The sequence below is a fragment of the Bacteroides xylanisolvens genome (genome assembly GCF_018289135.1).
Lineage (GTDB): Bacteria > Bacteroidota > Bacteroidia > Bacteroidales > Bacteroidaceae > Bacteroides > Bacteroides xylanisolvens.
On record NZ_CP072216.1, the window covers coordinates 947,348 to 972,875 of the forward strand.

Annotated in this window: 22 protein-coding genes and 1 tRNA gene; 15 read left to right on the forward strand and 8 right to left on the reverse strand. The window is 40.8% G+C overall.

Annotated features, from left to right (window positions below):
- The first annotated feature begins 27 nt into the window (after positions 1-27).
- From INE92_RS04130 to INE92_RS04185, 12 genes are all read left to right on the forward strand, one after another.
- Positions 28-1,134, forward strand: coding sequence for a sulfotransferase family protein (locus INE92_RS04130; protein WP_195436402.1), 1,107 nt, complete (start codon positions 28-30; stop codon positions 1,132-1,134).
- A gap of 25 nt (positions 1,135-1,159) precedes the next feature.
- Positions 1,160-2,128, forward strand: coding sequence for a PCMD domain-containing protein (locus INE92_RS04135; protein WP_008021985.1), 969 nt, complete (start codon positions 1,160-1,162; stop codon positions 2,126-2,128).
- Between the two features lie 182 nt (positions 2,129-2,310).
- Entirely contained in the window at positions 2,311-3,219 is a 909-nt protein-coding gene (locus INE92_RS04140) for an IS1595-like element ISBbi1 family transposase (protein WP_005807145.1), read from the forward strand.
- A 216-nt stretch (positions 3,220-3,435) separates the two neighbouring features.
- The gene (locus INE92_RS04145; protein ID WP_004313243.1) at positions 3,436-4,575 is read left to right on the forward strand and encodes an OmpA family protein; all 1,140 of its coding nucleotides are present in this window, start codon (positions 3,436-3,438) and stop codon (positions 4,573-4,575) included.
- A gap of 74 nt (positions 4,576-4,649) precedes the next feature.
- Positions 4,650-5,066: a Holliday junction resolvase RuvX gene (ruvX, locus tag INE92_RS04150; protein WP_008021987.1), complete on the forward strand. Its 417-nt coding sequence runs from the start codon at positions 4,650-4,652 to the stop codon at positions 5,064-5,066.
- 43 nt (positions 5,067-5,109) lie between these two features.
- Positions 5,110-5,664: a peptide deformylase gene (gene def, locus INE92_RS04155; RefSeq protein WP_004313245.1), complete on the forward strand. Its 555-nt coding sequence runs from the start codon at positions 5,110-5,112 to the stop codon at positions 5,662-5,664.
- Between the two features lie 76 nt (positions 5,665-5,740).
- Complete coding sequence (locus tag INE92_RS04160; RefSeq protein ID WP_195436401.1) at positions 5,741-7,771, forward strand: tetratricopeptide repeat protein; 2,031 nt, start codon at positions 5,741-5,743, stop codon at positions 7,769-7,771.
- An 82-nt stretch (positions 7,772-7,853) separates the two neighbouring features.
- Complete coding sequence (thrS, locus tag INE92_RS04165) at positions 7,854-9,794, forward strand: threonine--tRNA ligase (protein ID WP_195436400.1); 1,941 nt, start codon at positions 7,854-7,856, stop codon at positions 9,792-9,794.
- 72 nt (positions 9,795-9,866) lie between these two features.
- The gene (infC, locus tag INE92_RS04170) at positions 9,867-10,478 is read left to right on the forward strand and encodes a translation initiation factor IF-3 (protein ID WP_195436399.1); all 612 of its coding nucleotides are present in this window, start codon (positions 9,867-9,869) and stop codon (positions 10,476-10,478) included.
- Between the two features lie 68 nt (positions 10,479-10,546).
- Positions 10,547-10,744 carry a 50S ribosomal protein L35 gene (gene rpmI / locus INE92_RS04175; RefSeq protein WP_004326827.1) on the forward strand — a complete coding sequence of 66 codons (198 nt, stop codon included), beginning with the start codon at positions 10,547-10,549 and terminating at the stop codon, positions 10,742-10,744.
- A 98-nt stretch (positions 10,745-10,842) separates the two neighbouring features.
- A complete protein-coding gene (gene rplT, locus INE92_RS04180) occupies positions 10,843-11,193 on the forward strand; it encodes a 50S ribosomal protein L20 (RefSeq protein ID WP_004297540.1) in 351 nt (116 codons plus the stop codon).
- Positions 11,194-11,551: 358 nt separating this feature from the next.
- On the forward strand, positions 11,552-12,313 hold the full coding sequence (locus tag INE92_RS04185) for an EFR1 family ferrodoxin (RefSeq protein ID WP_195436398.1): 762 nt from the start codon (positions 11,552-11,554) through the stop codon (positions 12,311-12,313).
- A 17-nt stretch (positions 12,314-12,330) separates the two neighbouring features.
- Here the strand turns inward: INE92_RS04185 and xpt are convergent, their stop codons facing one another.
- From xpt to INE92_RS04220, 7 genes are all read right to left on the reverse strand, one after another.
- On the reverse strand, positions 12,331-12,903 hold the full coding sequence (xpt, locus tag INE92_RS04190; protein ID WP_004311456.1) for a xanthine phosphoribosyltransferase: 573 nt from the start codon (positions 12,901-12,903) through the stop codon (positions 12,331-12,333).
- Positions 12,904-12,993: 90 nt separating this feature from the next.
- Positions 12,994-14,301: a phenylacetate--CoA ligase gene (locus tag INE92_RS04195; protein WP_004313249.1), complete on the reverse strand. Its 1,308-nt coding sequence runs from the start codon at positions 14,299-14,301 to the stop codon at positions 12,994-12,996.
- An 11-nt stretch (positions 14,302-14,312) separates the two neighbouring features.
- On the reverse strand, positions 14,313-14,897 hold the full coding sequence (locus tag INE92_RS04200; protein WP_004311458.1) for an indolepyruvate oxidoreductase subunit beta: 585 nt from the start codon (positions 14,895-14,897) through the stop codon (positions 14,313-14,315).
- A gap of 3 nt (positions 14,898-14,900) precedes the next feature.
- On the reverse strand, positions 14,901-16,493 hold the full coding sequence (locus INE92_RS04205) for a thiamine pyrophosphate-dependent enzyme (protein ID WP_008644106.1): 1,593 nt from the start codon (positions 16,491-16,493) through the stop codon (positions 14,901-14,903).
- A gap of 83 nt (positions 16,494-16,576) precedes the next feature.
- Positions 16,577-17,614: an endolytic transglycosylase MltG gene (gene mltG / locus INE92_RS04210; protein WP_008644108.1), complete on the reverse strand. Its 1,038-nt coding sequence runs from the start codon at positions 17,612-17,614 to the stop codon at positions 16,577-16,579.
- Between the two features lie 458 nt (positions 17,615-18,072).
- Positions 18,073-18,951, reverse strand: coding sequence for a DNA/RNA non-specific endonuclease (locus INE92_RS04215; protein WP_004313252.1), 879 nt, complete (start codon positions 18,949-18,951; stop codon positions 18,073-18,075).
- Between the two features lie 27 nt (positions 18,952-18,978).
- Complete coding sequence (locus INE92_RS04220) at positions 18,979-19,560, reverse strand: epoxyqueuosine reductase QueH (protein WP_008022000.1); 582 nt, start codon at positions 19,558-19,560, stop codon at positions 18,979-18,981.
- A 104-nt stretch (positions 19,561-19,664) separates the two neighbouring features.
- Between INE92_RS04220 and INE92_RS04225 the strand changes: the two genes are divergently transcribed.
- On the forward strand, positions 19,665-21,704 hold the full coding sequence (locus INE92_RS04225) for a DUF3352 domain-containing protein (protein ID WP_008644111.1): 2,040 nt from the start codon (positions 19,665-19,667) through the stop codon (positions 21,702-21,704).
- Positions 21,705-21,812: 108 nt separating this feature from the next.
- Positions 21,813-21,885, forward strand: a tRNA-Thr gene (locus tag INE92_RS04230).
- A gap of 221 nt (positions 21,886-22,106) precedes the next feature.
- On the opposite strand, the gene INE92_RS04235 is transcribed toward INE92_RS04230, so the two are convergent.
- Positions 22,107-23,315, reverse strand: a complete 1,209-nt coding sequence (locus INE92_RS04235) for an ROK family transcriptional regulator (protein WP_212701963.1) — start codon at positions 23,313-23,315, stop codon at positions 22,107-22,109.
- A 334-nt stretch (positions 23,316-23,649) separates the two neighbouring features.
- On the opposite strand from INE92_RS04235, the gene INE92_RS04240 reads away from it, so the two are divergent.
- Entirely contained in the window at positions 23,650-25,524 is a 1,875-nt protein-coding gene (locus INE92_RS04240; protein WP_015531650.1) for an FAD-dependent oxidoreductase, read from the forward strand.
- Positions 25,525-25,528 lie beyond the last annotated feature (4 nt).

Consider the following 25,528-nt stretch of genomic DNA (forward strand, 5'->3'; position numbering starts at 1 on the left):
TTCGATTTTTAATTTTTAATTAATAAAGTGGGATTACTCGAATTTAATAAACTTCCGATTAATACATTGGTAGGTGCCGACTGGAAGACATTCAAGGCTATTACTGCCGGTCGTGAAATTGATGCAGCCTACAAGGGGAAATATCGATTGACTAAGGCTGTGTGCCGCTTGCTTTCTCCATTGGCGTCATTGCAGGACAAGCGTTACGAGAAACTGCTCGCTAATCAGCCGTTGGAGCATGACCCGGTATTTATCCTGGGACACTGGCGAAGCGGAACTACGTTTGTACATAATGTATTCTCTTGTGATAAGCATTTTGGGTATAACACTACTTATCAGACTGTATTTCCTCATCTGATGATGTGGGGACAACCTTTCTTCAAAAAGAATATGAGTTGGCTGATGCCGGATAAGCGTCCGACGGATAATATGGAACTGGCAGTGGATCTTCCCCAGGAAGAGGAGTTTGCTTTGTCGAACATGATGCCTTATACCTATTATAATTTCTGGTTTCTGCCGAAGTATCAGCAGGAGTATGCTGATAAATATCTTTTGTTTGATGACATAACGGATGCCGAATTGAAGGTATTTGAAGAGGTGTTCACTAAATTGATTAAGATTTCTTTGTGGAATACTCATGGTACTCAATTCCTTAGTAAGAACCCTCCGCATACCGGAAGGGTGAAGGAATTAGTGAAAATGTTCCCGAATGCTAAGTTTATCTACCTGATGCGTAATCCGTATACCGTATTCGAATCTACACGCAGTTTCTTTACAAATACGATTCAGCCGTTGAAGTTGCAGGATGTCAGCAATGAACAATTGGAGGAAAATATCCTTTCTATCTATGCAAAGCTTTATCATAAGTATGAATCGGATAAGAAGTTTATTCCGGAAGGTAACCTGATGGAAGTGAAATTTGAAGATTTCGAAGCGGATGCGATGGGTATGACGGAAACTATTTATAAGTCTCTTTCTATCCCCGGATTTGCTGAAGCACGTAGCGATATAGAAAAATACGTGGGCGGAAAGAAGGGATATAAGAAGAATAAATATAAATATGACGACCGTACGATTCAGTTGGTAGAAAAGAACTGGGATTTTGCTTTGAAACAATGGGATTATAATTTATAAGAAGAAAAAGAAAGGAAAAGTATTGATGATTCAGAAAAGCATTCATCGCCTGTTGATGACAGGTTTCGTTGCATTTATTTCTTCCTTGTCTTTGATGGCGCAACATAAAGTTGAGGTGGTTCCTTTCGGGGACATGGATCAATGGGTGGACCGTCAGATAAAGGAGTCGAGCATTATTGGCGGGAATACTAAGAATGTATATGCGATAGGGCCGACGTCGGTGATCAAGGGAGATCAGGTTTATAAGAATATGGGTGGTTCGCCTTGGGCTACTTCGAATGTGATGGCGAAAGTGGCCGGTATTACGAAAACTAATACTTCGGTCTTTCCGGAGAAGCGGGGAGATGGATACTGTGCCCGTTTGGATACACGCATGGAAAGTGTGAAAGTGCTGGGATTGGTTAATATTACAGTGTTGGCGGCAGGTTCTATCTTTACCGGTTCGGTGCATGAGCCGATTAAGGGCACTAAAAATCCGCAGAAAATGTTGCAGACGGGTATTCCGTTTACAAAAAAACCGGTTGCTCTTCAGTTTGATTACAAGGTGAAGATGTCTGACCGGGAGAATCGTATTCGTGCTACCGGTTTCAGTAAGATTACGGATGTGCCCGGAAAAGATTATCCGGCAGCTATCCTGTTGCTGCAAAAACGTTGGGAAGATGCCAATGGAAATGTGTATGCGAAACGGATAGGGACAATGGTGACTTATTATTATCACTCTACGGACTGGAAAAATAATGTAACTTATGAGATTATGTATGGTGATATAACGAATCGTCCGGAATACAAGGCGCACATGATGCGTCTGCAAGCAACCGAAAGTTATACGGTGAACAGCAAGGGTGAAAGCGTGCCTATCCACGAAGTGGCCTGGGGAGATGAAAATGATGTTCCGACTCATATGTATATTCAATTTACATCCAGTCATGGAGGAGCTTATATCGGTTCTCCGGGAAATACATTATGGGTTGACAATGTAAAACTGGTATATTAACAAAGTATATAGACAAAGAAGAAAAATAGTCAGTGATATTATTTATCATTGACTATTTTTTTTGTTTTAATTCTTTTGTCACAAACCCTTTCAGATGCCTTCTGGAGTTATCTAAGACTTTTCTGATTCTCCGCAAACACACCTAATATTTTTAGTATATTAGCGCTCAAAAAGCAGGGATTATGAACATATTCAGTTTTACGGCTCATTTCGGTTCGGAGGAAGATTGTCGTTTGCATTTCAAGGAGCAGCGTGATAAGGAAGGGGTTGTCTGCAAGCGATGCGGGGGCACTTCCCATTATTGGTTACAGGGTAAATGGAGTTATGAATGCAAAGGTTGCCGTTTCCGCACCTCGTTGCGCAGCGGTACGATCATGGAGAGCTCCAAGCTGCCGTTTCTGGTGTGGTACAAAACGATGTTCCTGATGAGTTGCACAAAAAAGGGATTCTCCACCAACGAACTCCAGAAGCAATTAGGATTGAAGCGTTACGAACCGGTATGGGCGATGGTACACAAACTCCGCAGGGCGATGGGCAACCGGGATGCAAGGTATACACTGGAAGGGATGATAGAACTGGATGAGGGTTACTTTTCGGTGGCCAGTAAGGAAATCGAGCGAGGCAAGGGTACACGTGGCCGGGGAGCCGAGGGAAAGCAGAACGTTGCGGTGATGGCCGAAAGCACCCCGTTGGAAGATATCGAAACGGGCAAAAAGGAGAAGCATGTGCGTTATTTCAAGGCCAGGGTACTGGATAGCCATCAAAGTGAAGGAATCAACGGCGTGGTCAGGGACTGCATGGAGGATGATGCCATCGTATTTTCGGACAAAAGCACTTCTTACGTTGACATCTCCGATCTGGTGGAATTGCACGTCACCGAGAAATCAGACGCCAAAACCACCAAGGAAACACTCAAATGGGTGCATATCGCAATCAGTAATGCAAAACGGACATTGCTGGGCAACTACCATAAAATCAAAAGGAAATACTTACAGTTGTATCTCAACGAGTTTATTTACAAATTAAACAGACGGTATTTTGGAGACAAACTCTTTGACAGACTAGTAATTGCGAATATAACAGGTGCATAAACGGATAATCAGAAAGACTTTTATCGCTCTATAAAAATCTATGAATGAATGAAAATTTACGTGTTTTTTTGTTTGTGTTATATTAAATATCTATATTTGCACTAAATTTAGAAAGAAGAATGACGTTTATTGTCTCTTAGTCAGGTGTAGAACATTTGGGTTGTGTATCTATCCTGTAAGACAATTGAAATATATTATTTACTAAAATAAATTGAGATGAAAAAGGGTTTATTGTTTATTTTATTGGCAGCAGCATCTGTATGTTTGCCTGCACAAGAAAAAGAAAATGCAGCAAAGAGTTATAGAGTGGAAACTAACCGCTTTGGTGCTAACTGGTTTATTAGTGGTGGCGTTGGCGCACAAATGTATTTTGGCGACAATGATGGTAAAGCTGATTTCGGAAAACGTCTTGCTCCGGCACTTGACATTGCTGTAGGTAAGTGGTTTACTCCAGGTATCGGATTACGCGTGGCTTACAACGGTCTTCAGGCTAAAGGTGCTACTCCTTATGCTAACGGTCCGCTTGTAGACGGAGGACAGTACTCTAATGGTTACTACAAAGAAAAATGGAATGTTGTTAACCTTCACGGAGACGTATTGTTGAACCTTACCAATATGTTCTGTGGTTATAAAGAAGATCGTCTGTACTCATTCATTCCTTATGTAGGTGCTGGATTCGTACACACAGGTAAAGGTCCGGGTTATGATGAACTGGGTATCAATGCCGGTTTGATCAACCGCTTCCGTCTGTCTTCAGCTTTGGATCTTAACGTTGAATTGCGCGGACTTTTGATGAAAGGCGCATTTGGTAACTCAGGTCCTGAAGGATTGGCTGGTCTGACTGTAGGTGTTACTTACAAGTTCAAGAAACGTGGTTGGGATGCTGTTCCTACTGTACCGATGGTTCCGGAAAGCCAGTTGAACGACATGAGAGACAGAGTAAACGCTCTGAAGGGTGAAAACGAATCTTTGAAACGTGACTTGGTTGAAGCACGTAACAAAAAACCGGAAGTGATCGTTAAGAAAGAAGCTGGTTTCATTCCACGTTACGTTGTTGTATTTAATATCGGAAAGAGCAACATCAGCAAGAGAGAGTATATGAATATCGAAGCTATGGCTAAAGGTATCAAAGCAACTGATAAAGTATTTACTGTAACAGGTTATGCTGATAAAGGTACTGGTTCTGCTGAATATAACATGAAATTGAGTAAGAAGAGAGCTGAAGCAGTTCGTGACTTGATGGTTAATGAATTCGGTGTTCCTGCTTCTCAGTTGAAAGTTGATTACAAGGGTGGCGTAGGCAACATGTTCTATGATGATGCTAAGTTAAGCCGTGTAGCTATTGTTGAAGAATAATATACATTTTAAATAATAGAATAAAAGAGACGTTTCCTTTCACAGGAAGCGTCTTTTTTGTATTTTTGTACCCCATGAGCAGAATAGTAGCAATTGATTATGGAAGAAAGCGTACTGGGATAGCTGTGAGCGATACTATGCAGTTGATCGCGAACGGATTGACAACAGTGCCTACGCATGAACTTCTAAACTTTATCGGTGAATATATGGCTAAAGAACCGGTGGAGCGGATTATTATTGGATTGCCAAAGCAAATGAATAATGAGGTTTCGGAGAATATGAAGAATATAGAACCTTTTGTTCGTTCGCTGAAGAAGCGCTATCCGGACCTTCCGGTCGAGTATGTGGACGAACGGTTCACTTCTGTTCTTGCGCATCGTACCATGTTGGAGGCCGGTCTGAAGAAAAAGGACCGCCAAAATAAAGCATTGGTGGATGAGATAAGTGCTACTATTATTTTGCAAACATATTTGGAGAGTAAACGTTTTTAATAGAAGATATTGAATAACTTAATTTTTAGTAGAGTATAAAAATATGATTTTACCTATTTATGTATATGGTCAGCCTGTATTGAGAAAGGTTGCAGAGGACATAACACCGGATTATCCGAACCTGAAAGAGTTGATTGAAAACATGTTTGAAACAATGGTGCACGCCGATGGCGTAGGACTGGCTGCTCCGCAGATTGGTTTGCCTATTCGCGTGGTTACTATTACGTTGGATCCGCTTTCGGAGGAGTATCCTGAATTTAAAGACTTCAATAAGGCTTATATCAATCCCCACATTCTGGAAGTCGGGGGCGAAGAAGTGAACATGGAAGAGGGCTGTCTCAGTCTTCCCGGTATTCATGAAACAGTGAAAAGAGGTGATAAAATTCGCGTGAAATATATGGACGAGAATTTTGTGGAGCATGAAGAAGAGGTGGAGGGTTATCTGGCTCGGGTGATGCAGCATGAATTCGATCATTTGGATGGTAAGATGTTTATCGACCATATCTCACCGCTTCGTAAGCAGATGATTAAAGGAAAGCTGAATACGATGTTGAAGGGAAAAGCACGCAGTTCTTATAAGATGAAACAGGTGAAATAAAGATAAAAAACGTTTATATCCCTGTTAAGTAAGCGAAAAGCATTATTTTTGCTTCGTTTACAAGCATAAAATATCAATGGTAAAAAGAATCTTAACAGTTTTATTACTGTTCCCAACGCTGGTGTGTGCTCAGATAAATACGGATCGGGTGATGACTATTGCCCGAAACGCTCTTTATTTTGAGGACTATGTACTTTCTATTCAGTACTTTAACCAGGTTATTAACGCTAAACCTTATCTGTATGAGCCTTATTTCTTCAGGGCATTGGCAAAACTAAACCTGGAGGATTTCCAGGGTGCTGAAATAGACTGTGATGCAGCTATCCAACGCAATCCGTTTGTGGTGGGTGCTTATCAGATTCGTGGTTTGGCAAGGATTCGTCAGAGTAAATTTGATGGAGCGATTGAAGATTACAAGAAAGCATTGCATTATGATCCGGAGAATATTACCTTATGGCATAATCTGACATTATCTCATATCCAGAAGAAAGATTATGATGCTGCGAAAGAGGATTTGGAAAGTTTGCTGAAAGTATCTCCGCGTTATACCCGCGCTTATTTGATGAGGGGGGAAGTGTCCTTGCAACAGAAAGATACGATTGCTGCCTTGAACGACTTCAATAAGGCTCTTGAACTGGATAAATATGATCCGGACGCATGGTCTGCAAGAGCGATCGTTAAATTACAGCAGGCTAAGTATGCGGAAGCTGAAGCGGATTTCAACCGTGCTATTCCTTTGAGCGCTAAGAATGCGGGAAATTATATAAACCGTGCATTGGCACGCTTTCATCAGAATAATTTGAGAGGCGCTATGAGCGATTATGATCTGGCGTTGGATATTGATCCGAATAACTTTATCGGTCATTATAACCGTGGTTTGTTGCGTGCTCGGGTAGGAGATGACAACCGGGCTATTGAAGATTTTGACTTTGTCATCAAGATGGAGCCGGATAATATGATGGCTGTCTTTAACCGTGGATTGCTACGTGCCCAAACGGGTGATTATCGCGGGGCAATACAAGATTACACAACTGTTATCAACCAGTATCCGAACTTCCTTGCCGGATATTACCAGCGTTCAGAAGCTCGCAGAAAGATTGGTGACAAGAAAGGAGCGGAGCAGGACGAGTTTAAAGTCATGAAAGCTCAGATAGATAAGCAGAACGGTGTGACGAATAAAGATGTAGCACAGAATAAGGATAAGGAAAACGAAGAGGAAGGCGGAGAGAAGACCCGTAAGAAATCAGATAAGAATATGAATAACTATCGTAAGATAGTGATTGCCGATGATTCCGAAGCTGAACAACGCTATACAAGTGATTATCGTGGACGTGTGCAGGATAAGAACGTAAATATAAAACTGGAACCGATGTTCGCTTTGACTTATTATGAGAAGATGAGTGACGTGAAGCGTTCGGTGAACTTCCACAAATATATTGAGGATTTAAACCGTACAGGTATACTTCCGAAACGTCTTCGCATCACGAATATGGAAGCTCCGTTGACGGAAGAACAGGTGAAAGTGCATTTTGCCTTGATCGATACACATACATCGGCTATTGTGGAAGATGATAAGAATGCCTCAAAACGTTTTGCCCGTGCAATTGATTTTTATTTGGTGCAGGACTTCTCGAGTGCGGTCTCTGATTTGACTCAGACAATCTTGTTGGATGGTGATTTCTTCCCGGCATATTTTATGCGTGCATTGATTCGTTGTAAACAGTTGGAATATCAGAAAGCGGAACAAGCTGTCGAAACAGATGTTGTTCCTGGCGATAATAAGCGTAAAGAGATTACCGCAGTAGATTATGAGGTGGTGAGAAAAGATTTGGATAAGGTGATAAATCTGGCTCCGGACTTTGTATATGCATATTATAATCGTGCCAATGTTTCTGCCATGTTGAAAGATTACCGGGCTGCAATTGTCGACTATGATAAGGCGATTGAACTGAATCCTGATTTTGCGGATGCTTACTTCAACCGTGGATTGACTCATATTTTCTTAGGAAATAATAAACTAGGTATTTCAGATTTGAGTAAAGCCGGTGAGTTGGGGATTGTTTCTGCTTATAATGTTATCAAACGTTTTACGGATCAATCGGAATAACATTTTTTTGATAAAAAATAGAAAACTCAAAAGATTTAGTTACTTTTGCGTTCAAATTATGAAAATATAACATCATCATATTATGATAAAGATAACATTTCCCGATGGCTCCGTTCGTGAGTATAACGAAGGAGTGAACGGTTTACAGATTGCTGAAAGTATCAGTTCGCGTCTGGCACAGGAAGTGCTGGCATGTGGAGTGAACGGCGAGACTTATGATTTAGGACGTCCTATTAATGAAGATGCTAATTTTGTTCTTTATAAATGGGATGATGAAGAAGGTAAACATGCGTTTTGGCATACAAGTGCACACTTGCTGGCGGAAGCTTTGCAGGAACTTTATCCGGGTATCCAGTTTGGTATCGGACCGGCTATCGAGAACGGATTCTACTATGATGTGGATCCGGGTGAAGCTGTGATTAAAGAAAGCGACCTTCCAGCCATTGAAGCTAAAATGTTGGAACTGGTTGCAAAGAAAGAAGAGGTAGTCAGAAAAAGCATCGCAAAGACAGATGCTCTGAAAATGTTTGGCGATCGTGGCGAAACATACAAATGTGAATTGATCTCCGAATTGGAAGACGGACACATTACAACTTATACTCAGGGTGCATTTACTGACCTTTGTCGTGGTCCTCACTTGATGACGACTGCTCCGATCAAGGCTATCAAGTTGACTTCAGTGGCTGGTGCTTACTGGCGCGGTCATGAAGATCGTAAGATGCTGACCCGTATTTATGGTATCACGTTCCCGAAGAAGAAAATGCTGGATGAATATCTGGTATTGCTGGAAGAAGCGAAGAAGCGTGACCACCGTAAGATCGGTAAGGAGATGCAGTTGTTTATGTTCTCCGAAACTGTAGGTAAGGGACTGCCTATGTGGTTGCCGAAAGGTACTGCATTGCGTCTGCGTCTGCAAGAGTTCTTGCGTCGTATTCAGACACGTTACGATTATCAGGAAGTAATCACTCCGCCAATTGGTAATAAATTGCTGTATGTGACTTCAGGTCACTATGCAAAATATGGTAAGGATGCATTCCAGCCTATTCATACTCCGGAAGAGGGTGAAGAGTATTTCTTGAAACCGATGAACTGCCCTCACCACTGTGAGATTTACAAGAACTTCCCACGTTCATATAAGGACCTTCCATTGCGTATTGCAGAATTTGGTACGGTTTGTCGTTATGAACAAAGTGGTGAGTTACATGGTTTAACTCGTGTACGTAGCTTTACACAGGATGATGCGCATATCTTCTGCCGTCCGGAACAAGTGAAAGATGAATTCCTTCGTGTGATGGATATCATATCTATCGTGTTCCGTTCTATGGATTTCCAGAATTTTGAAGCACAGATATCTTTGCGTGATAAAGTGAACCGTGAAAAGTATATCGGTAGCGATGATAACTGGGAGAAGGCTGAACAGGCTATTATCGAGGCTTGTGCGGAAAAAGGCTTGCCGGCTAAGATTGAGTATGGAGAAGCTGCTTTCTATGGTCCTAAACTTGACTTTATGGTGAAAGACGCTATCGGTCGTCGTTGGCAACTGGGTACGATCCAGGTTGACTACAACTTGCCGGAACGTTTTGAACTTGAATATATGGGTTCTGACAATCAGAAGCATCGCCCGGTAATGATTCACCGTGCTCCGTTCGGATCAATGGAACGTTTTGTTGCCGTACTGATTGAACATACTGCCGGTAAATTCCCATTGTGGCTGACACCGGAACAGGTAGTTATTCTGCCAATCAGTGAGAAGTTCAATGAATATGCAGAGCAGGTGAAGATGTATCTGAAGATACACGAAATCCGTGCGATTGTAGATGATCGTAACGAGAAGATCGGCCGTAAGATTCGTGATAATGAGATGAAACGTATTCCTTATATGCTGATTGTCGGCGAAAAAGAAGCTGAAAATGGAGAAGTTTCTGTTCGTAGACAAGGCGAAGGTGACAAAGGAACCATGAAATTTGAAGAATTTGCTAAAATTTTGAACGAAGAAGTTCAGAATATGATAAATAAATGGTAACTTTGCAGCCGTTTCAGAATAAAATATTTAGTATAACAATAAAAAGATCAAACTAGGAAGTATACGTTTTTAATGAAGAATGACACTCTAAAAGGGCAATACAGAATCAATGAACAGATTCGTGCCAAGGAAGTTCGCATAGTAAGCGATGATATTGAACCGAAAGTATATCCAATCTTTCAGGCTCTGAAAATGGCTGAAGAGAGAGAATTGGATTTAGTGGAAATTTCTCCTAATGCTCAACCCCCTGTTTGTCGTATTATTGATTATTCTAAATTTCTTTATCAATTAAAGAAACGCCAGAAGGAACAGAAAGCGAAGCAGGTTAAGGTTAATGTGAAGGAAATCCGTTTCGGACCCCAGACAGACGACCATGATTACAACTTTAAGTTGAAGCATGCTAAAGGATTTTTGGAAGATGGCGATAAGGTGAAGGCTTATGTATTCTTTAAAGGTCGCTCCATCCTTTTCAAGGAGCAAGGTGAAGTGCTTTTGCTTCGTTTTGCAAATGACCTGGAAGACTACGCTAAAGTAGATCAAATGCCGATACTGGAAGGTAAGCGCATGACTATTCAGCTTTCTCCGAAAAAGAAAGAAGCTCCTAAAAAGTCGGCAACAGCTGGAGCACCGAAACCTGCTGCTCCTGCACAAAAAGCAGAGAAGCCGGAAAAGGGCGAAGAATAAGAAAGGATGCGTAACGCGCAGGTATAGTGCGTTGCCATTATATATTTAATAATTTAAAAACAAGTAAGATGCCAAAGATGAAGACTAACTCCGGTTCTAAAAAAAGGTTTACCCTTACCGGAACAGGTAAAATCAAAAGAAAGCACGCTTTTCACAGTCACATTTTGACTAAGAAAACTAAGAAGAGAAAAAGAAATCTGTGCTACTCTACAACTGTTGATACAACAAATGTAAGCCAGGTTAAGGAACTCTTAGCAATGAAGTAATCAAAAGCGTAAAAGTATTATTAAAGTATTAACCGAATGCATTAGCCTGAAGTTCGCTGCGTGAAGTAGCGGCGCTAACATTCAAAAAAAGTAAAACTATGCCAAGATCAGTAAATCATGTTGCTTCAAAAGCAAGAAGAAAGAAAATTTTGAAATTAACCAGAGGTTACTTTGGTGCAAGAAAGAATGTATGGACCGTAGCTAAAAACACTTGGGAAAAGGGTTTGACTTACGCGTTCCGTGACCGTAGAAATAAGAAAAGAAACTTCCGCGCTCTTTGGATACAACGTATCAACGCTGCTGCACGTCTTGAAGGAATGTCTTATTCTAAATTGATGGGCGGTCTGCACAAAGCCGGTATTGAAATAAACCGTAAGGTTTTGGCTGATTTAGCTATGAATCACCCGGAAGCTTTCAAAGCTGTAGTTGCAAAAGCAAAAGCTGCTTAAGCATCAATAGTTTACGAGTTACAAAGTGTCAGTTACTAAGCTAGTAACTGACACTTTTCTTTTGTTAGGCAGATGAAAGGGAATAAAAAAAATGTTAGTTGGCAAACAAAATCCTTTTTTTTCTTGTTAGTTTCATGTATTCTTATTACATTTGTGATACAAAAATATTAGCCGTATCGACTGGATCGGGAAACTCTTCAAATTAATCTGATGCACCGAGAAAGCTTCGTTCTTCAATGGCGGGCCACATCCTTCGGGACAGCTTTAAGCCGGTGGATTACAAAGAGGGCGAGCGCTCAAATCTTGTTCTATCAGAGTTTCATCACATCGTCGATGCGGCTTTTTTATATACTTTTCTATGATATTCTATTTCTCCGGTACAGGTAATTCTAAATGGATTGCAAATCAGCTTTCCAAAGAGCAAAAAGAAGAATTGGTTTTTATTCCCGATGCGTTAAAGAACAGAACGTTTGAGTTTTGTTTGCGGGAAGATGAAAAGATCGGTTTTGTATTTCCTGTCTATTCGTGGGCGCCTCCTGCAATCGTACTTAATTTTATTCGGCAACTCTCTTTAAAGGGGTATAAAAGGCAATATTTGTTTTTTGTTTGTTCCTGTGGGGATGATACCGGGCTTACGCAGCAGGTGTTGGAGAAGGCTTTGAGTTATAAAGGCTGGAAGTGTCATGCAGGCTTTTCTGTGACTATGCCCAATAATTATGTATTGCTTCCCGGTTTTGACGTAGATAAGAAAGAGCTGGAGGAGAAAAAGCTGGCAGATGCTATTCCGACTGTCAATCAAATAAATGCTTCGATAAGTAGGAGAGAGGAGTTGTTTCTTTGTCATGAAGGGAGTATCCCTTTTATTAAGACGAGGATTATCAATCCTTTATTTAATCGCTTTCAGATGTCTCCCGAGAATTTTTATACTACGGATGCTTGTATTGGATGTAAGCGTTGTGAGAAGAGTTGTCCGGTAGGGAATATTATGATGGTGGGCAGAAAGCCTGTTTGGGGGATGGATTGCACCTCATGCCTGGCATGTTATCATGTTTGTCCGCAGCATGCGGTGCAATATGGGAAAAGAACGAAAGATAAAGGGCAGTATTTCAATCCTAATTAATCTACTCGCCAATTAATCTACTCGTCTTTGATTTTAATGCAGCAATTGGATAAATCTTCAATGATAGCCAGGCTTTCTACTCTGACGCCTTGCTCCTCGAGTTTTTTACGCCCATTTTGGAAGGCTTTTTCAATTATGAAGCCCATTCCTACCAAATTTGCTCCGGATTGCTTGATGAGGTCGATAATGCCTAATGCAGCATTGCCATACGCGAGGAAGTCATCCACGAAAAGAACATTGTCATTTGGAGTGAGGAAATCGGCACTGATAACGACTTCATAATCACGATCTTTAGTGAATGAGTGCACAGTGGTGCTTAGTGCATTCTGGATGGTTTTAGGAGACTTTTTCTTTGCAAATACAACTGGTAAATCCATTAGGTAGCCCGTCATGATAGCCGGGGCGATGCCGCTGGCTTCGATTGTCATAATCTTATTTACGTTTGTGGCTGCAAAACGACGGACAAACTCGACTCCGATTGATTTCATCAGGACAGGGTCCATTTGATGATTAATAAAACCGTCTACTTTCAGGATACCTCCTTCGTAGCATTTTCCGTCTTGCAGAATTCTTTTTTTAAGTAATTGCATGCTGTATGATATTAATTAATAATGTGCTAATATTCCATTCCGCATGGTGAAAACGGCGGTTGGTATATTAGCACATGGATATTTGAATCGTTACTTGTTGTCTCTTAAGTCTTTTACCCGGACGGCTTTTCCTTCGCTTTGAGGAAGAGAGCCTTTCTTTACCAGTTTAACTTTAGGAGTCACCAATATTTCATCCTTCAATTGGCGGGTAATATCCTTGCGGATCTTCTCCAGTTCAATATAATTGTCGGTAGAAAGGTCGCTTAATTCTACTTCGACGATCATTTCGTCTTGATTGTTGACTGTCTCCAGCGTAATCAGGTAGTTGCTGCCTAATTCGGGGAATTGTACGAGAATCTTTTCTACCTGCATCGGGAAGATGTTTACTCCCTTGATAATGAACATATCGTCACTGCGGCCCTTGATACGGTCGATACGGATATGGGTACGGCCACATGGGCATTTTCCGGGAAGAATACGGGTTAAATCGCGGGTACGATAGCGAATTAACGGCATCATTTCACGATCAAGAGTCGTAAGTACTAATTCTCCGATTTCTCCTTCCGGAACAGGTTCGCCTGTTTCCGGGTCGATAATTTCTACCAGGTAACAGTCTTCCCAAAAGTGCATTCCATTCTGTTCCTGACATTCGAAGGCAACACCGGGGCCGTTCATCTCTGTCATACCGAAGCTGTTGTATGCTTTTACACCCAGCATCTTTTCTATTTTCCGGCGTTGTTCGTCGGTGTGGGGTTCGGCGCCGATAACCAGGGTTTTCAGTGTGGTTCCTTTGGGATCGAGACCTTCTTCCTGGAAGACTTCTGCAAGGCGGATGGCATAGCTGGGGATAGCATGTAAAGCGGTAGTCTTAAAGTCGTTGATGAATTTAATCTGTCGTTTACTGTTTCCTGCAGCGGCAGGGACTGTCAGGCAGCCCAAGCGTTCTGCGCCGTATTGGAAGCCTAAACCTCCTGTAAACATACCGTATCCGGAGCTGTTTTGGAAAACGTCAGTCTTGCGTATTCCTACTGCGTACAGACAGCGGGCTACCAGATTGGCCCAAGAATCGAGGTCGTGCTGTGAGTGAACGATAACAGTCGGGTTTCCGGTGGTACCACTGGAAGAGTGAATACGTACACCATCATTGCTCATATCACCTGCCACCAGTCCGAACGGGTAGTGGGCGCGCATGTCAGATTTGGTAGTGAAAGGTACTTTGCGGATATCATCCAATGACTGTATGCTATCTGCTGTGATGCCATGTTTGCTGAAAACTTCTTTGTAATATGGAGCGTTCGCAGCTATATTAATTGTTTTTTTAAGCCGTTGAAGCTGCAATTCCTGCAACTTCTCCCGGCTCATGGTTTCTAATTCTTCTTCCCAGTATTGTGTACTCATGGTAATGCCTTTTATTGCATCAGCTTTTCCGCAATTTCTTTGCCGGCTGCCAATGCTTTAAGATTCATTTCTACAATTGCTTCTCCCTTACGCAGGAAGATTTCGCGGATGCTGTCTTGCACTTTTTCGTAATCAATGCCCAGGAATGGGATTGTTGCTCCCAGTAAGACAATGTTGGCAACGCGGGCGGAGCCTACTTCTTTTGCCACTTTGTCTACGTTCAATACTATCTTATGAGGCAGTTTGTTGATTTCTGCCATCACTTTGTCTGTTTCCGGATAATTGGGGATGTTGACAAATGGGGTTTCGTTAGTCACCAACCAGCCGGTAGGGCTAAGGTAGGGGAGGTAACGCAATCCTTCCATCGGTTCCAGTGAGATGATGAGATCACATTTGCCTGACGGGATCAGGTCTGAAGCAATCGGCTGGTCGCTGATACGGAGATTGGATTGGACATCTCCTCCGCGTTGACTCATTCCGTGCACTTCCGCTTGTTTCATGTATAATCCTTCTTTCAAGGCAGCTTTGCCGATTACTGTGGCAATGGACAGAATTCCCTGTCCGCCGACTCCTGATAATATAATGTCTTTTTTCATGGCTTACTTACTTCTTTTTTTGCGTGCTAATGTCTGGATACACTCTCTGCGTGGGATAATGACAGATACACCACGATATTCGATTTCTTCGCGAATGATTTGCTTCATTTCCTCATAGTTCTTCTTCAATGGAGTAACTACACGGATATGGGCCGGATCTACTCCGATACCTGCACAGATCGCTTCGATGCGTCCGGTTCCGGCAGAATCCTGTCCACCTGTCATGGCGGTGGTTTCATTGTCGGAGATGACGATGGTTACACTGGCGTTCTCGTTCACGCAATCTAACAGTCCGGTCATTCCGGAATGGGTGAACGTTGAGTCGCCGATGACAGCTACAGCCGGGAAAAGACCTCCGTCAGCGGCACCTTTTGCCATCGTAATGGAAGCACCCATATCCACGCATGAATTAATTGCATTGAAAGGAGCATTTGCACCTAATGTATAACAGCCGATATCGCTGAATACTTTATGAGATGGATATTCTTCTTTCAGAACTTCGGTCAGCGTGATATACATATCGCGGTGTCCGCAGCCTTCGCAAAGTGCAGGCGGGCGCATTTCTACAACAGAAGGAATACCGAATTCCGATTTATTCTCTTTACCTACGGCACGGGCTACAGAGTCCGGATTTAACTCTCCGTCCTGTGACAGAGTACCGTCGAGGCGTCCTTTTACTTTAACGCCGATACCCAGATAACCTTTCAATTGTTTTTCTACAAAGGGTTGTCCGTCTTCCAGAACTAGGATTTCGTCACAAGACTCGATCAATTGATGCAATTGTTTTTTAGGCAATGGATATTGGCCGATCTTGAGTACCGGATATTCGCAACCTTCCGGATAGTTTTCCATCAGATAATTGTAACCGATACCACAAGCTACGATTCCCAGCTTTTTGTTAGGACCGTCTGTGTATTTATTATAAGGTGATTCTTCTGAAGCTTTGATAAATTCGTCTTGGCGGGCAAGCAATACTTTGTAGCGTTTGCGGGCATTTCCCGGCAACAAGATGAACTGACGCGGATCTTCGCTGAAAGAGATGCTGTTCTGCGGCTTCTGCTCTTTGCGTTCTACTCCTGAACGGGAGTGTGCCAGGCGGGTTACCATACGCATCAGGATCGGTTCGCCTACTTTTTCAGAGAATTCGAAACCACTGTATACCATATCATACGCTTCCTGCTGATTGCTTGGTTCGTACATCGGTATCAGTGAGAAATCTCCGTAGAAACGGCTGTCCTGTTCGTTCTGCGAGGAGTGCATACTGGGGTCGTCTGCGGCTATCACAATCAATCCGCCTTTCACGCCTGTGATGGCAGAGTTGACGAAGCAGTCGGCAGCTACATTCATACCTACGTGCTTCATACAAACTAATGCCCGTTTACCTACGAAAGACATACCCAACGCAGCTTCCATCGCTGTTTTTTCATTGGCACACCAACGGTTGTGTATATTCTGTTCGGTCGTTATAGGGGCCATTTGAATATATTCCGTAATTTCAGTTGAAGGAGTACCCGGATAGGCATAAACGCCTGAAAGTCCGGCATCCAGTGCAGCTTGTGCAATGGCTTCATCGCCAAGTAAGAGTTGCTTGCTCATATCTATTTCTTTTATTTAGTGTTGATCACAGTTTGTTAATCTATCGGGCAAAGATAGGCTTTTCCGTTCGTTTTATCACAAATTTACTTGAAAATCTTTCTTTCATTCAGGGCTTTCCAGTATTTTCTTGCATTTGCCATGTGGTCGGCGTAATTGGAGGCAAAGTTGTGAGTACCGGAAAAATCTTCTTTGGCGCACATGTAGATATAGTTATGTTTGGTATAGTTCAACACGCTGTCTATTCCCTTTTTAGAGGGAATACGGATGGGACCCGGAGGTAATCCGGTATTTATATAGGTATTGTAGGGAGAATTGACTTTTAAATGCTCGTTGGTAATTCGGCGCAGGCCAAAATCCTGCAGGGCAAATTTGATGGTGGGATCTGCTTGTAAGGGCATATCTTGATGTAACCGGTTGATATACAATCCGGCTACCATTGGCTTTTCTTCGTTGTTGTTGGTCTCTTCTTCAACGATGGAAGCAAGTGTGCTGACTTCTTCCGGTGTCATGCCGATGGCGGTAGCTTGTGACAGGCGATCTTTATTCCAGAAGCGTTTGTGTTCGTCCTTTATTCGTTTAAAGAATTCGTCTACGCTCATATCCCAATATACCTGATAGGTTTCCGGTATGAAAAGGCTGGGGAGTGTTATACTGGTATATCCCATTTGAACTAGGAAAGTAGAGTCGAACAGTTGGCTCGCGATTTCGGCAGAGTCTATCATGAGTTGCTTGCCGATGCTTCGCGCCAATCGGTCTAATGTCCGGACGCTTCCGATAGTAAGGTTCATAGGTTCCTGATAACCTCTGGAAAAACGGCTATATACATGATAGACGTTGTCATTGGGGCGAATGGCATAACGACCGGTGTGGATATTCTGATTGAAATCCTTGTATTTTGCCATCCACTGGAATCCGGTGAACTTATTGACATGCCCGAATTCTTTTATTTTATGGTAAATAGAATCGGCAGTATCATCCCGGTCTACATAAATATATACGGTTTTAGATGGGTGAAATTGGGGGGCAAACAGATAATAATAAAAGGTGCCTCCGGCAACTGCACAAAGGAGGAATGCTCCGATTAGAATTGATAGTAGAATATTTCTCTTTTTTTTCTTCATCTTTTGAGGTGTATTTAAAAAGTTCGTCAAAGATAAAAAGAATTTGGATAGGAGTGTTCTCTTTTTAGGATGAATCATAAGGCGATTACATCAAAAGTATATTTTCTTTCGGTGCGATTGTGAATTCATTCTTTCACGTTACGTCTGCCTTGCTTGATTTATTCAGCTGCTTATTGTGTCTCTTTGTTTTCATTGTGATTATCTTTTTGTTTCCAGAGTAGTTCCATTATTCCCATATATTGTGGGACTATTTTCCCGCAATATATGGGAATGTTTTCTCATAAAATAAGAGAATACTTTCCCACAATATGTGGGAATAAGACAATCTCTTGACGTTACAATGGGAAACCTTGAGAGTAATACAACAACTCCCTTTTATTGAAGTGAGAGTCTGTTTGTAACTAGAATGCCATTGGCACAAGGAAATGAATTCATTTCAGAGAAACGAGTTTTGCTACTTAATTAGGCCACAGGGAGTAATTAATATCTGCTTCTATTTTGTTTTCTATCTCATCGGGCAGAGGTGCGAAGAAATCCATGTTAGTCAGGCTCTCGATGCTATCTATTGTTACCGCATAGGATGATAGAGGTTCTACTGCCTGCTCATTATTGAATAAGAAACCGATAGCTCGCATCGGCTTGACAAAAGGAGAAAGGACTACTTTAAAAAACTTTTGAGGTACTACGACTTTATTCTTTCCGATTGTTTTGGGATATTTTTCAATAATAGGACCACATATAATAATGATGGTGCTGTCTGCTATGGCCCAATCCCGGATCTTTTCTTCCAGATTTTTCCATCCTCTTCTGTTTAGTTGTGGATGTTGCGGACACATATTGCTGAAATAAAATGATTCTTTCATGGCTTCAGGACTCCATTTCATATCTGCGGCGGGAGCCATGTGACCTTTGTCATATCCTGAACGGGTATAGTCGGCATTTGTGGCAATCGGACCTGTCACTAGTGGATCGGTAATAAAGCGATTACCTCTTTTTTCTTTTCCTTTGGTTTCTTTTCTTGTTAATTCGTAAGAAACCCAGTTGGGAATTTTTAAATCTTTGTTGTATGATACCGTATATCCGCTATGGCGGATGATTTGTTCTTGCCGGGGAACTAGTGATATAGGTGTCTCCAGATCTTTACCGGGTGGAATTTGAAAGGAAGTATCAGTTTGCGGTTCGTTATTTTTCTGGATATTAATCTGCTGGCAATACAAATAAACACCAAAAAGAATAGGAATGAGCACAATAATGGCGATGATACATCCTAATCTATTATTAGAATGTGATTTCTTTTTGAATAGTTTTCTGTTTTTACCTTTTTTATTTCGATTCATTGATTGGCTGGTGATGACAGGTTTGTTTTATTCTTCTTTTCTCATGCTGAATTCGCAACCGCAATATTGTTGGTTGTAAAAGTTGTATTCTTTAATGATGGCAATACGTCGCTCGCTAAGTCCCCCTTTCCGCCAATTCTGTTCCCAGTATGTGACATCCGGGTAAGAGGCGGTAGCATATTGTCCGGCTTCATTGATCTGCTCCAGACTTTTCCAACGACTGGAGGCAAGTGTCGTGGTAATTACAGAGAAACCATGTTCGTGTGCGTAACGGGCTGTCTCCAATAAACGCAGTTTAAAACAACGCAGGCAACGTCCTCCTCTTTCAGGTTCCTGCTCCATTCCTATTATGTGACATCGCCAGTTTTCATGATCGTAATCAGCATCTATGATCTCCAATCCCAATGATTGGGCATAGCGCGTACATTCTTCTTTTCTTATAATATACTCTTCCTGCGGATAAATATTAGGATTGCAATAATAAATAACGGGGGTGATATGATGTTGCATCATACATTCAATAATGGCTGATGAACAAGGAGCACAACAAGTATGAAGCAAGACTTTATCGGCTCCTCCCGGAACTTCGAGTTGGAATTTCTTTTTCATGCTGTAAAGTTAGTACATATTTACGATACGAGTCAATGGTTTATGTTTTATTCAGAATAGTTTTTTTAGTATCTTTGTCCACTCAAGTTTATAACAGAACAATAATGAATGAATTAAATTGCGGGCAAGAAGAGCAATATGCAGGCCCGGAGAAGAAAAAAAGTACCTCGAAAATTGTAAAGAGAACTTTAGTTGTGGCTGCATTAGCTTTGGCGGTATATGTTGTATATTCCGTAGTTTATTTATTTGTTTCGCCTGATCGTAATATTCAGCAAATCTATCTGGTTCCCGAAGATGCTGCGTTTATCATTCAATCATCGGCCCCGATTGAAGATTGGGAAAAGTTTAGTGGAAGTGAAACATGGCAATGTCTGAAGAAAGCGAAATCTTTCGAGGAAGTAACGGAGAGTGTAGAGAAGCTCGATTCGGTAGTCAAAAGCAATAAAGTGTTGTTGTCGCTTGTTGGTGAACGGGATATGCTTATTTCGCTTCACAAGACCCGTGCCACAAAGTGGGATTTTCTGCTGATTCTGGATATGCAGAAAACATCGAAAATGGATTTATTGAAAGACCAGGTGGAAACTGTATTGGTCATGAGTGGCTTTACTGTCACCAACCGGATGCATAACGGCATTAATATCCTTGAAATGCGTGATTCCGAAACAAGGGATATTTTCTATATTGCTTTTGTGGATAATCATTTGGTAGGATCTTATACGTCCGGGCTTGTCGAATCGGCTATTGATTCGCGTAATAAACCCAAAATCGGACTTGACCAGTCTTTTATTGAAACAGAGAAGTTGGTTTCCGGCAAGGGGCTTGTCAGAGTCTTTATTAATTATGCGCGCGTACCTCAATTCATGTCTATTTATCTGGGGGCAAGAAACGAATACATTGATCTGTTTAGCAATTCTATGAATTTTGCCGGACTTTACCTAAATACGGATAAGGAGCGGATGGAAGTGAAAGGGTATACGTTGAGAAAAGATTCTGCCGATCCTTATGTCACTGCTTTATTGAATTCGGGAAAACATAAAATGAAAGCGCATGAGATTCTGTCCGGGCGGACGGCTCTTTATACCAATATAGGTTTCAACAACCCGGTAACTTTTGTAAAAGAGCTGGAGAATGCGATGTCGGTTCATAATAAACAATTGTATGATTCTTATCAAAGTTCCCGGAAAAAGATTGAAGGGCTATTCGGGATATCTTTGGAAGAAAACTTTTTGAGTTGGATGTCGGGAGAATTTGCTATTACGCAATCTGAACCGGGGTTGTTGGGGCATGACCCAGAACTAATTCTGGCTATCAGAGCTAAAAGTATAAAAGATGCCCGTAAGAACATGGAATTAATAGAAAAGAAGATTAAGCGGCGCAGTCCGGTTAAGATAAAGACGGTTAATTATAAAGATTTCGAGATTAATTACGTCGAAATGAAAGGCTTTTTCCGCCTGTTCTTTGGAAAACTATTTGATAAATTTGAAAAGCCATATTATACTTATGTCGATGATTATGTAGTTTTTAGTAATAAGGCTGCATCTTTGCTCTCTTTTGTGGAAGATTACGAGCAGAAGAATTTATTGAAAAATAATCCGGGATTTGAAAATGCGCTTTCCTATTTAAAGTCAAGTTCTACCATTTTCTTATATACGGATGTGCACAAGTTTTATTCCCAACTGAAACCTATGATGAATCCTGCCACATGGAATGAAATACAATCCAATAAAGATATTCTGTATTCGTTTCCTTACTGGACTATGCAGGTTATAGGAGATGGACGGTCAGCTTCTTTGCAATATGTGATGGATTACAGTCCATATCAACCGGAGGAGGTTGTTGCCGTTGCTACCGATGAAGATGATGAGGAAATGAACGAAGATGCTGAAACTGAAAAAGAACAGATGAGCGAATTGAAGCGTTTCTATGTCGAAAAGTTTGAAGGAAACGTTTTGAGGGAGTTTTATTCGGAGGGAGCGTTGAAGAGTGAAGTGGAAGTAAAGGAAGGAAAACGTCACGGTCGTTACCGTGAATATTATGAAGATGGGACATTGAAGCTTCGTGGAAAGTATGCAAATAATAAACCGAAGGGTACATGGAAGTACTATACCGAGGACGGGAAATTTGAACGCAAAGAAAAGTTCTAGATTACGTCAACAAAAGTTGATTTAAAAATTATGCTCAAAAAATAATCGGATTCTTTTTGTTTTCTCAAATAAAGCTGTAATTTTGCACGCCGTAAACGAGAGACAAACGCCGCTATAGCTCAGTTGGTAGAGCAACGCATTCGTAACGCGTAGGTCGCCAGTTCAAGTCTGGCTAGCGGCTCTCAAATTAGAACGCTGATTATTAATTAATAATCAGCGTTCTAATTTTTACAGGATTCCCTATTCTTATTTTAAAAGGGAAATCCTGCGTATGTAATAGATGTGAAATATAAAAATGTAATCTATGTTGAGTCGTATTATTGTTTTAGTGGTTGCCGGAGTAGCCGTAGTCTATATCGTTCGCTTTATAGATAACTTTTTCTCCCAACGTAGAAGATAAAACTAGCTTTCAAACATTCTGCTGCGTGCGAGCATACAAGCGCCAACGATGCCGGCTTTGTCTTTCAGCTTAGATGTGATGATGGCTGAATCTTTATTAACCAGATTTAGAGAGTACTTGCGTACGGCTGTTTTTATGGGCTGGGTGATATAATCACCGGTTAAAGATAAAGTTCCACCTATAATGACCAGTTCCGGGTTGAAGATATTGATTAGCCCGGCAATCTGTTTGCCTAGTTTCTGTCCGATTTCTTCTACAATTTCAATGCAAAGCAGGTCTTCTTTATTCACAGCGGCAATGATTTCATCAAGAGTGATCGGGTTTTCCTCTGTGGCGATTCGTGTAGATAGAATGGAACTTTCCCCACTTTGAATACGCTCTAATAAGATACGATGAAGTGCCGATCCGGAAGCTTCCGTCTCCAAGCAACCTTTTTTTCCGCAATGGCAGATTATCTCATTATCATAAGCACTCATGTGTCCAAATTCACCGGAGAATCCGGATTTCCCGGTATAAATCTTACCATCAATAATAATTCCGATACCTACTCCCCAGCTTACATTCACAAAAATGATATCTTTTTCTCCTTTTACGCAGCCTTGCATATATTCGCCATAAGTCATGGCACGCGTGTCATTATCAATGGTTACTTTATATCCCAATTTTTCGGATAATACATCCGCCAACGGCCTTTCCTCAAAATTGAATTGACTGAAGCTATACCCTGATTCAGGATTTACACGTCCCGACACATTTACATTAATATTTAAGATCTTCTCTTTATTAATAGTGAGCTTCTTTATAAAATTGAGAATATGCTTGCATAACTCATTCATCCCTTCGATTGAGTTCTCAAACTTATAAGGTATATTCATTTTCAATTCTACCATATCGCCTTTGAAATTTATCAGTCCGATGTTGACGGCGAATCTTTTGATGTCTACACCCAAAAAGTAACCGGATTCCGGATTAAGCCCATAGAGGTTGGGATGGCGTCCGCCACTAGTCTCCAATTTGCCATAATCATTAATATATCCGTCATCACACATTTCACCGATAAATTTGGTGACAGTTGGTACACTTAAATCCAGCTCTTTTGAAAGAACGGGAATTGTAGAACTTCCATTATATATATAATGTGTAATAATCCTCTTTTTGACGAGAGCGCTTTTAGAGCCCTTTTCTATTTCTTTCAAGAATTGTTGGTTCATAACTATGCATATTTGGTAATTCACACAAAGATAATTAATTTTTTTATTAATACGTGGTTTTGAAGCCTTGAAAATTAGAATATCTTGAATGTTATATTTCCTATATACTATGTAATGGATTTATATATAGGATAATGTAGCTATGGATGATTGTGGATATAATAAATGAAAGAAGATGATTTGTGAGGTAATTCCTCCTTCTATTAATTAATAATGCGAGAAATAATGATTTTATTAATAAAATATTTTATTATCTATTGTTTGTTTAATAAATATAGTTATATTTGTGCCGTGATATTATTAATAAAACTCTATATCCTTAAATGAATTTAGTATGAGAAACTATTTTTTAGGTCTGTGTTTATTATTTGCTTTGTGTTTTACAGCATGCTCTCATTCAGATGATTCTGTTGATGTGCTAATTATTGGTGGAGGTGCCAGTGGAGTGACTGCTGGTATTCAGTCTGCTCGAATGGGGGCTGCAACATTGATAGTAGAAGAAACTGAATGGCTGGGTGGAATGCTTACATCTGCAGGCGTAAGTGCTGTTGACGGAAACTATGATTTGCCAGCAGGCTTGTTTGGTGAGTTTCGCGAACATTTGGCAGATTATTATGGCGGACTTGATTCTCTAAAAACCGGTTGGGTGAGTGCAGTGTTGTTTGAACCTTCAGTCGGAAATAAAATTTTCCATGAAATGGTTGATGTAGAGAAAAATCTAAAAGTATGGCATAATGCTACCTTGGTAAAGCTGGAAAGAGAGAAAGATGTTTGGATTGCTCAAATTCAGATGAAAGATAATACAATCAAAAAAATACATGCTAAAATATTGATTGATGGTACTGAATTGGGGGATATAGCAAAAATGTGCGGGGTGAAATATGATGTCGGTATGGAAAGCCGTCATGATACTAAAGAAGATATCGCTCCGGAAGAGAAAAATAATATAGTTCAGGATATTACATACGTAGCAATCTTGAAAGATTATGGTAAAGATGTGACTATTCCTTGTCCTGAAGGATATAATAAGGATGAATTTGCTTGTGCTTGTGCCAGTCATGTTTGTATCACGCCTAAAGAACCGGATCGTGTATGGTCTAAAGACATGATGATAACTTATGGAAAACTTCCTAATAATAAATACATGATTAATTGGCCGATAGAAGGCAATGATTATTATGTAAACTTGATTGAAATGACCCGTGAGGAACGTGAAGAAGCCTTGAAATATGCAAAACATTATACGATGTGTTTCGTTTATTTTCTGCAACATGAATTAGGTTTTAATACATTGGGCTTAGCTGATGATGAATATCCTACAGCCGACAAATTGCCATTTATTCCTTACCATAGAGAGTCTAGGAGAATCCATGGGCTAGTACGTTTTGATTTAAATCATGCTTGTGAACCGTTCAGGCAGTCTCAACCTCTTTATCGTACTTGTATTGCCGTGGGGAATTATCCTGTGGACCATCATCATACGCGTTATCATGGATATGAAGAGTTGCCTAATCTTTATTTTCATCCGATACCGTCATACGGTTTACCTTTAGGAACTTTGATTCCGAAAGATGTTGAAGGATTGATTGTTGCTGAAAAATCAATATCTGTTTCTAATATAATTAATGGTACCACTCGTTTGCAGCCGATGGTTATGCAGATCGGGCAGGCAGCGGGAGCATTAGCAGCTCTTGCGGTGAAAGAAGATAAAAATATAAGAGAAGTATCTGTTCGGGAAGTACAAAATGCGATTTTGGATGGAAAAGGATATTTATTGCCTTATTTAGATGTTGAGTTAGATCACCCAATGTTTAAGTCACTACAACGTATCGGCTCTACAGGTATATTAAAAGGTATAGGTAAAAGTGTTGACTGGTCAAATCAAATGTGGTTCAGAGCGGATACATTATTATTGGCAAATGAGTTGAAAGGATTGGGTGATGTTTATCCTTTTGTCAATAAGCAAATATTCGAAGGTAATAATACCATATCAATTCAGAAAGCTACAGAGTTAATAAGAGGAATTGCCGAAAAAGAAGGTTTTGAGATGAAAGAGGGTAGGGTAGAAGAGATATGGAATGAATTTGAATTGAAGGACTTTGATATGAATCGAGGCATCCTACGAAGTGAAATGGCTATTTTGATTGATCAGATATTAGATCCTTTCAATAATAAAAAAGTAGATATTACAGGACAGTATATTCAATAGGTAA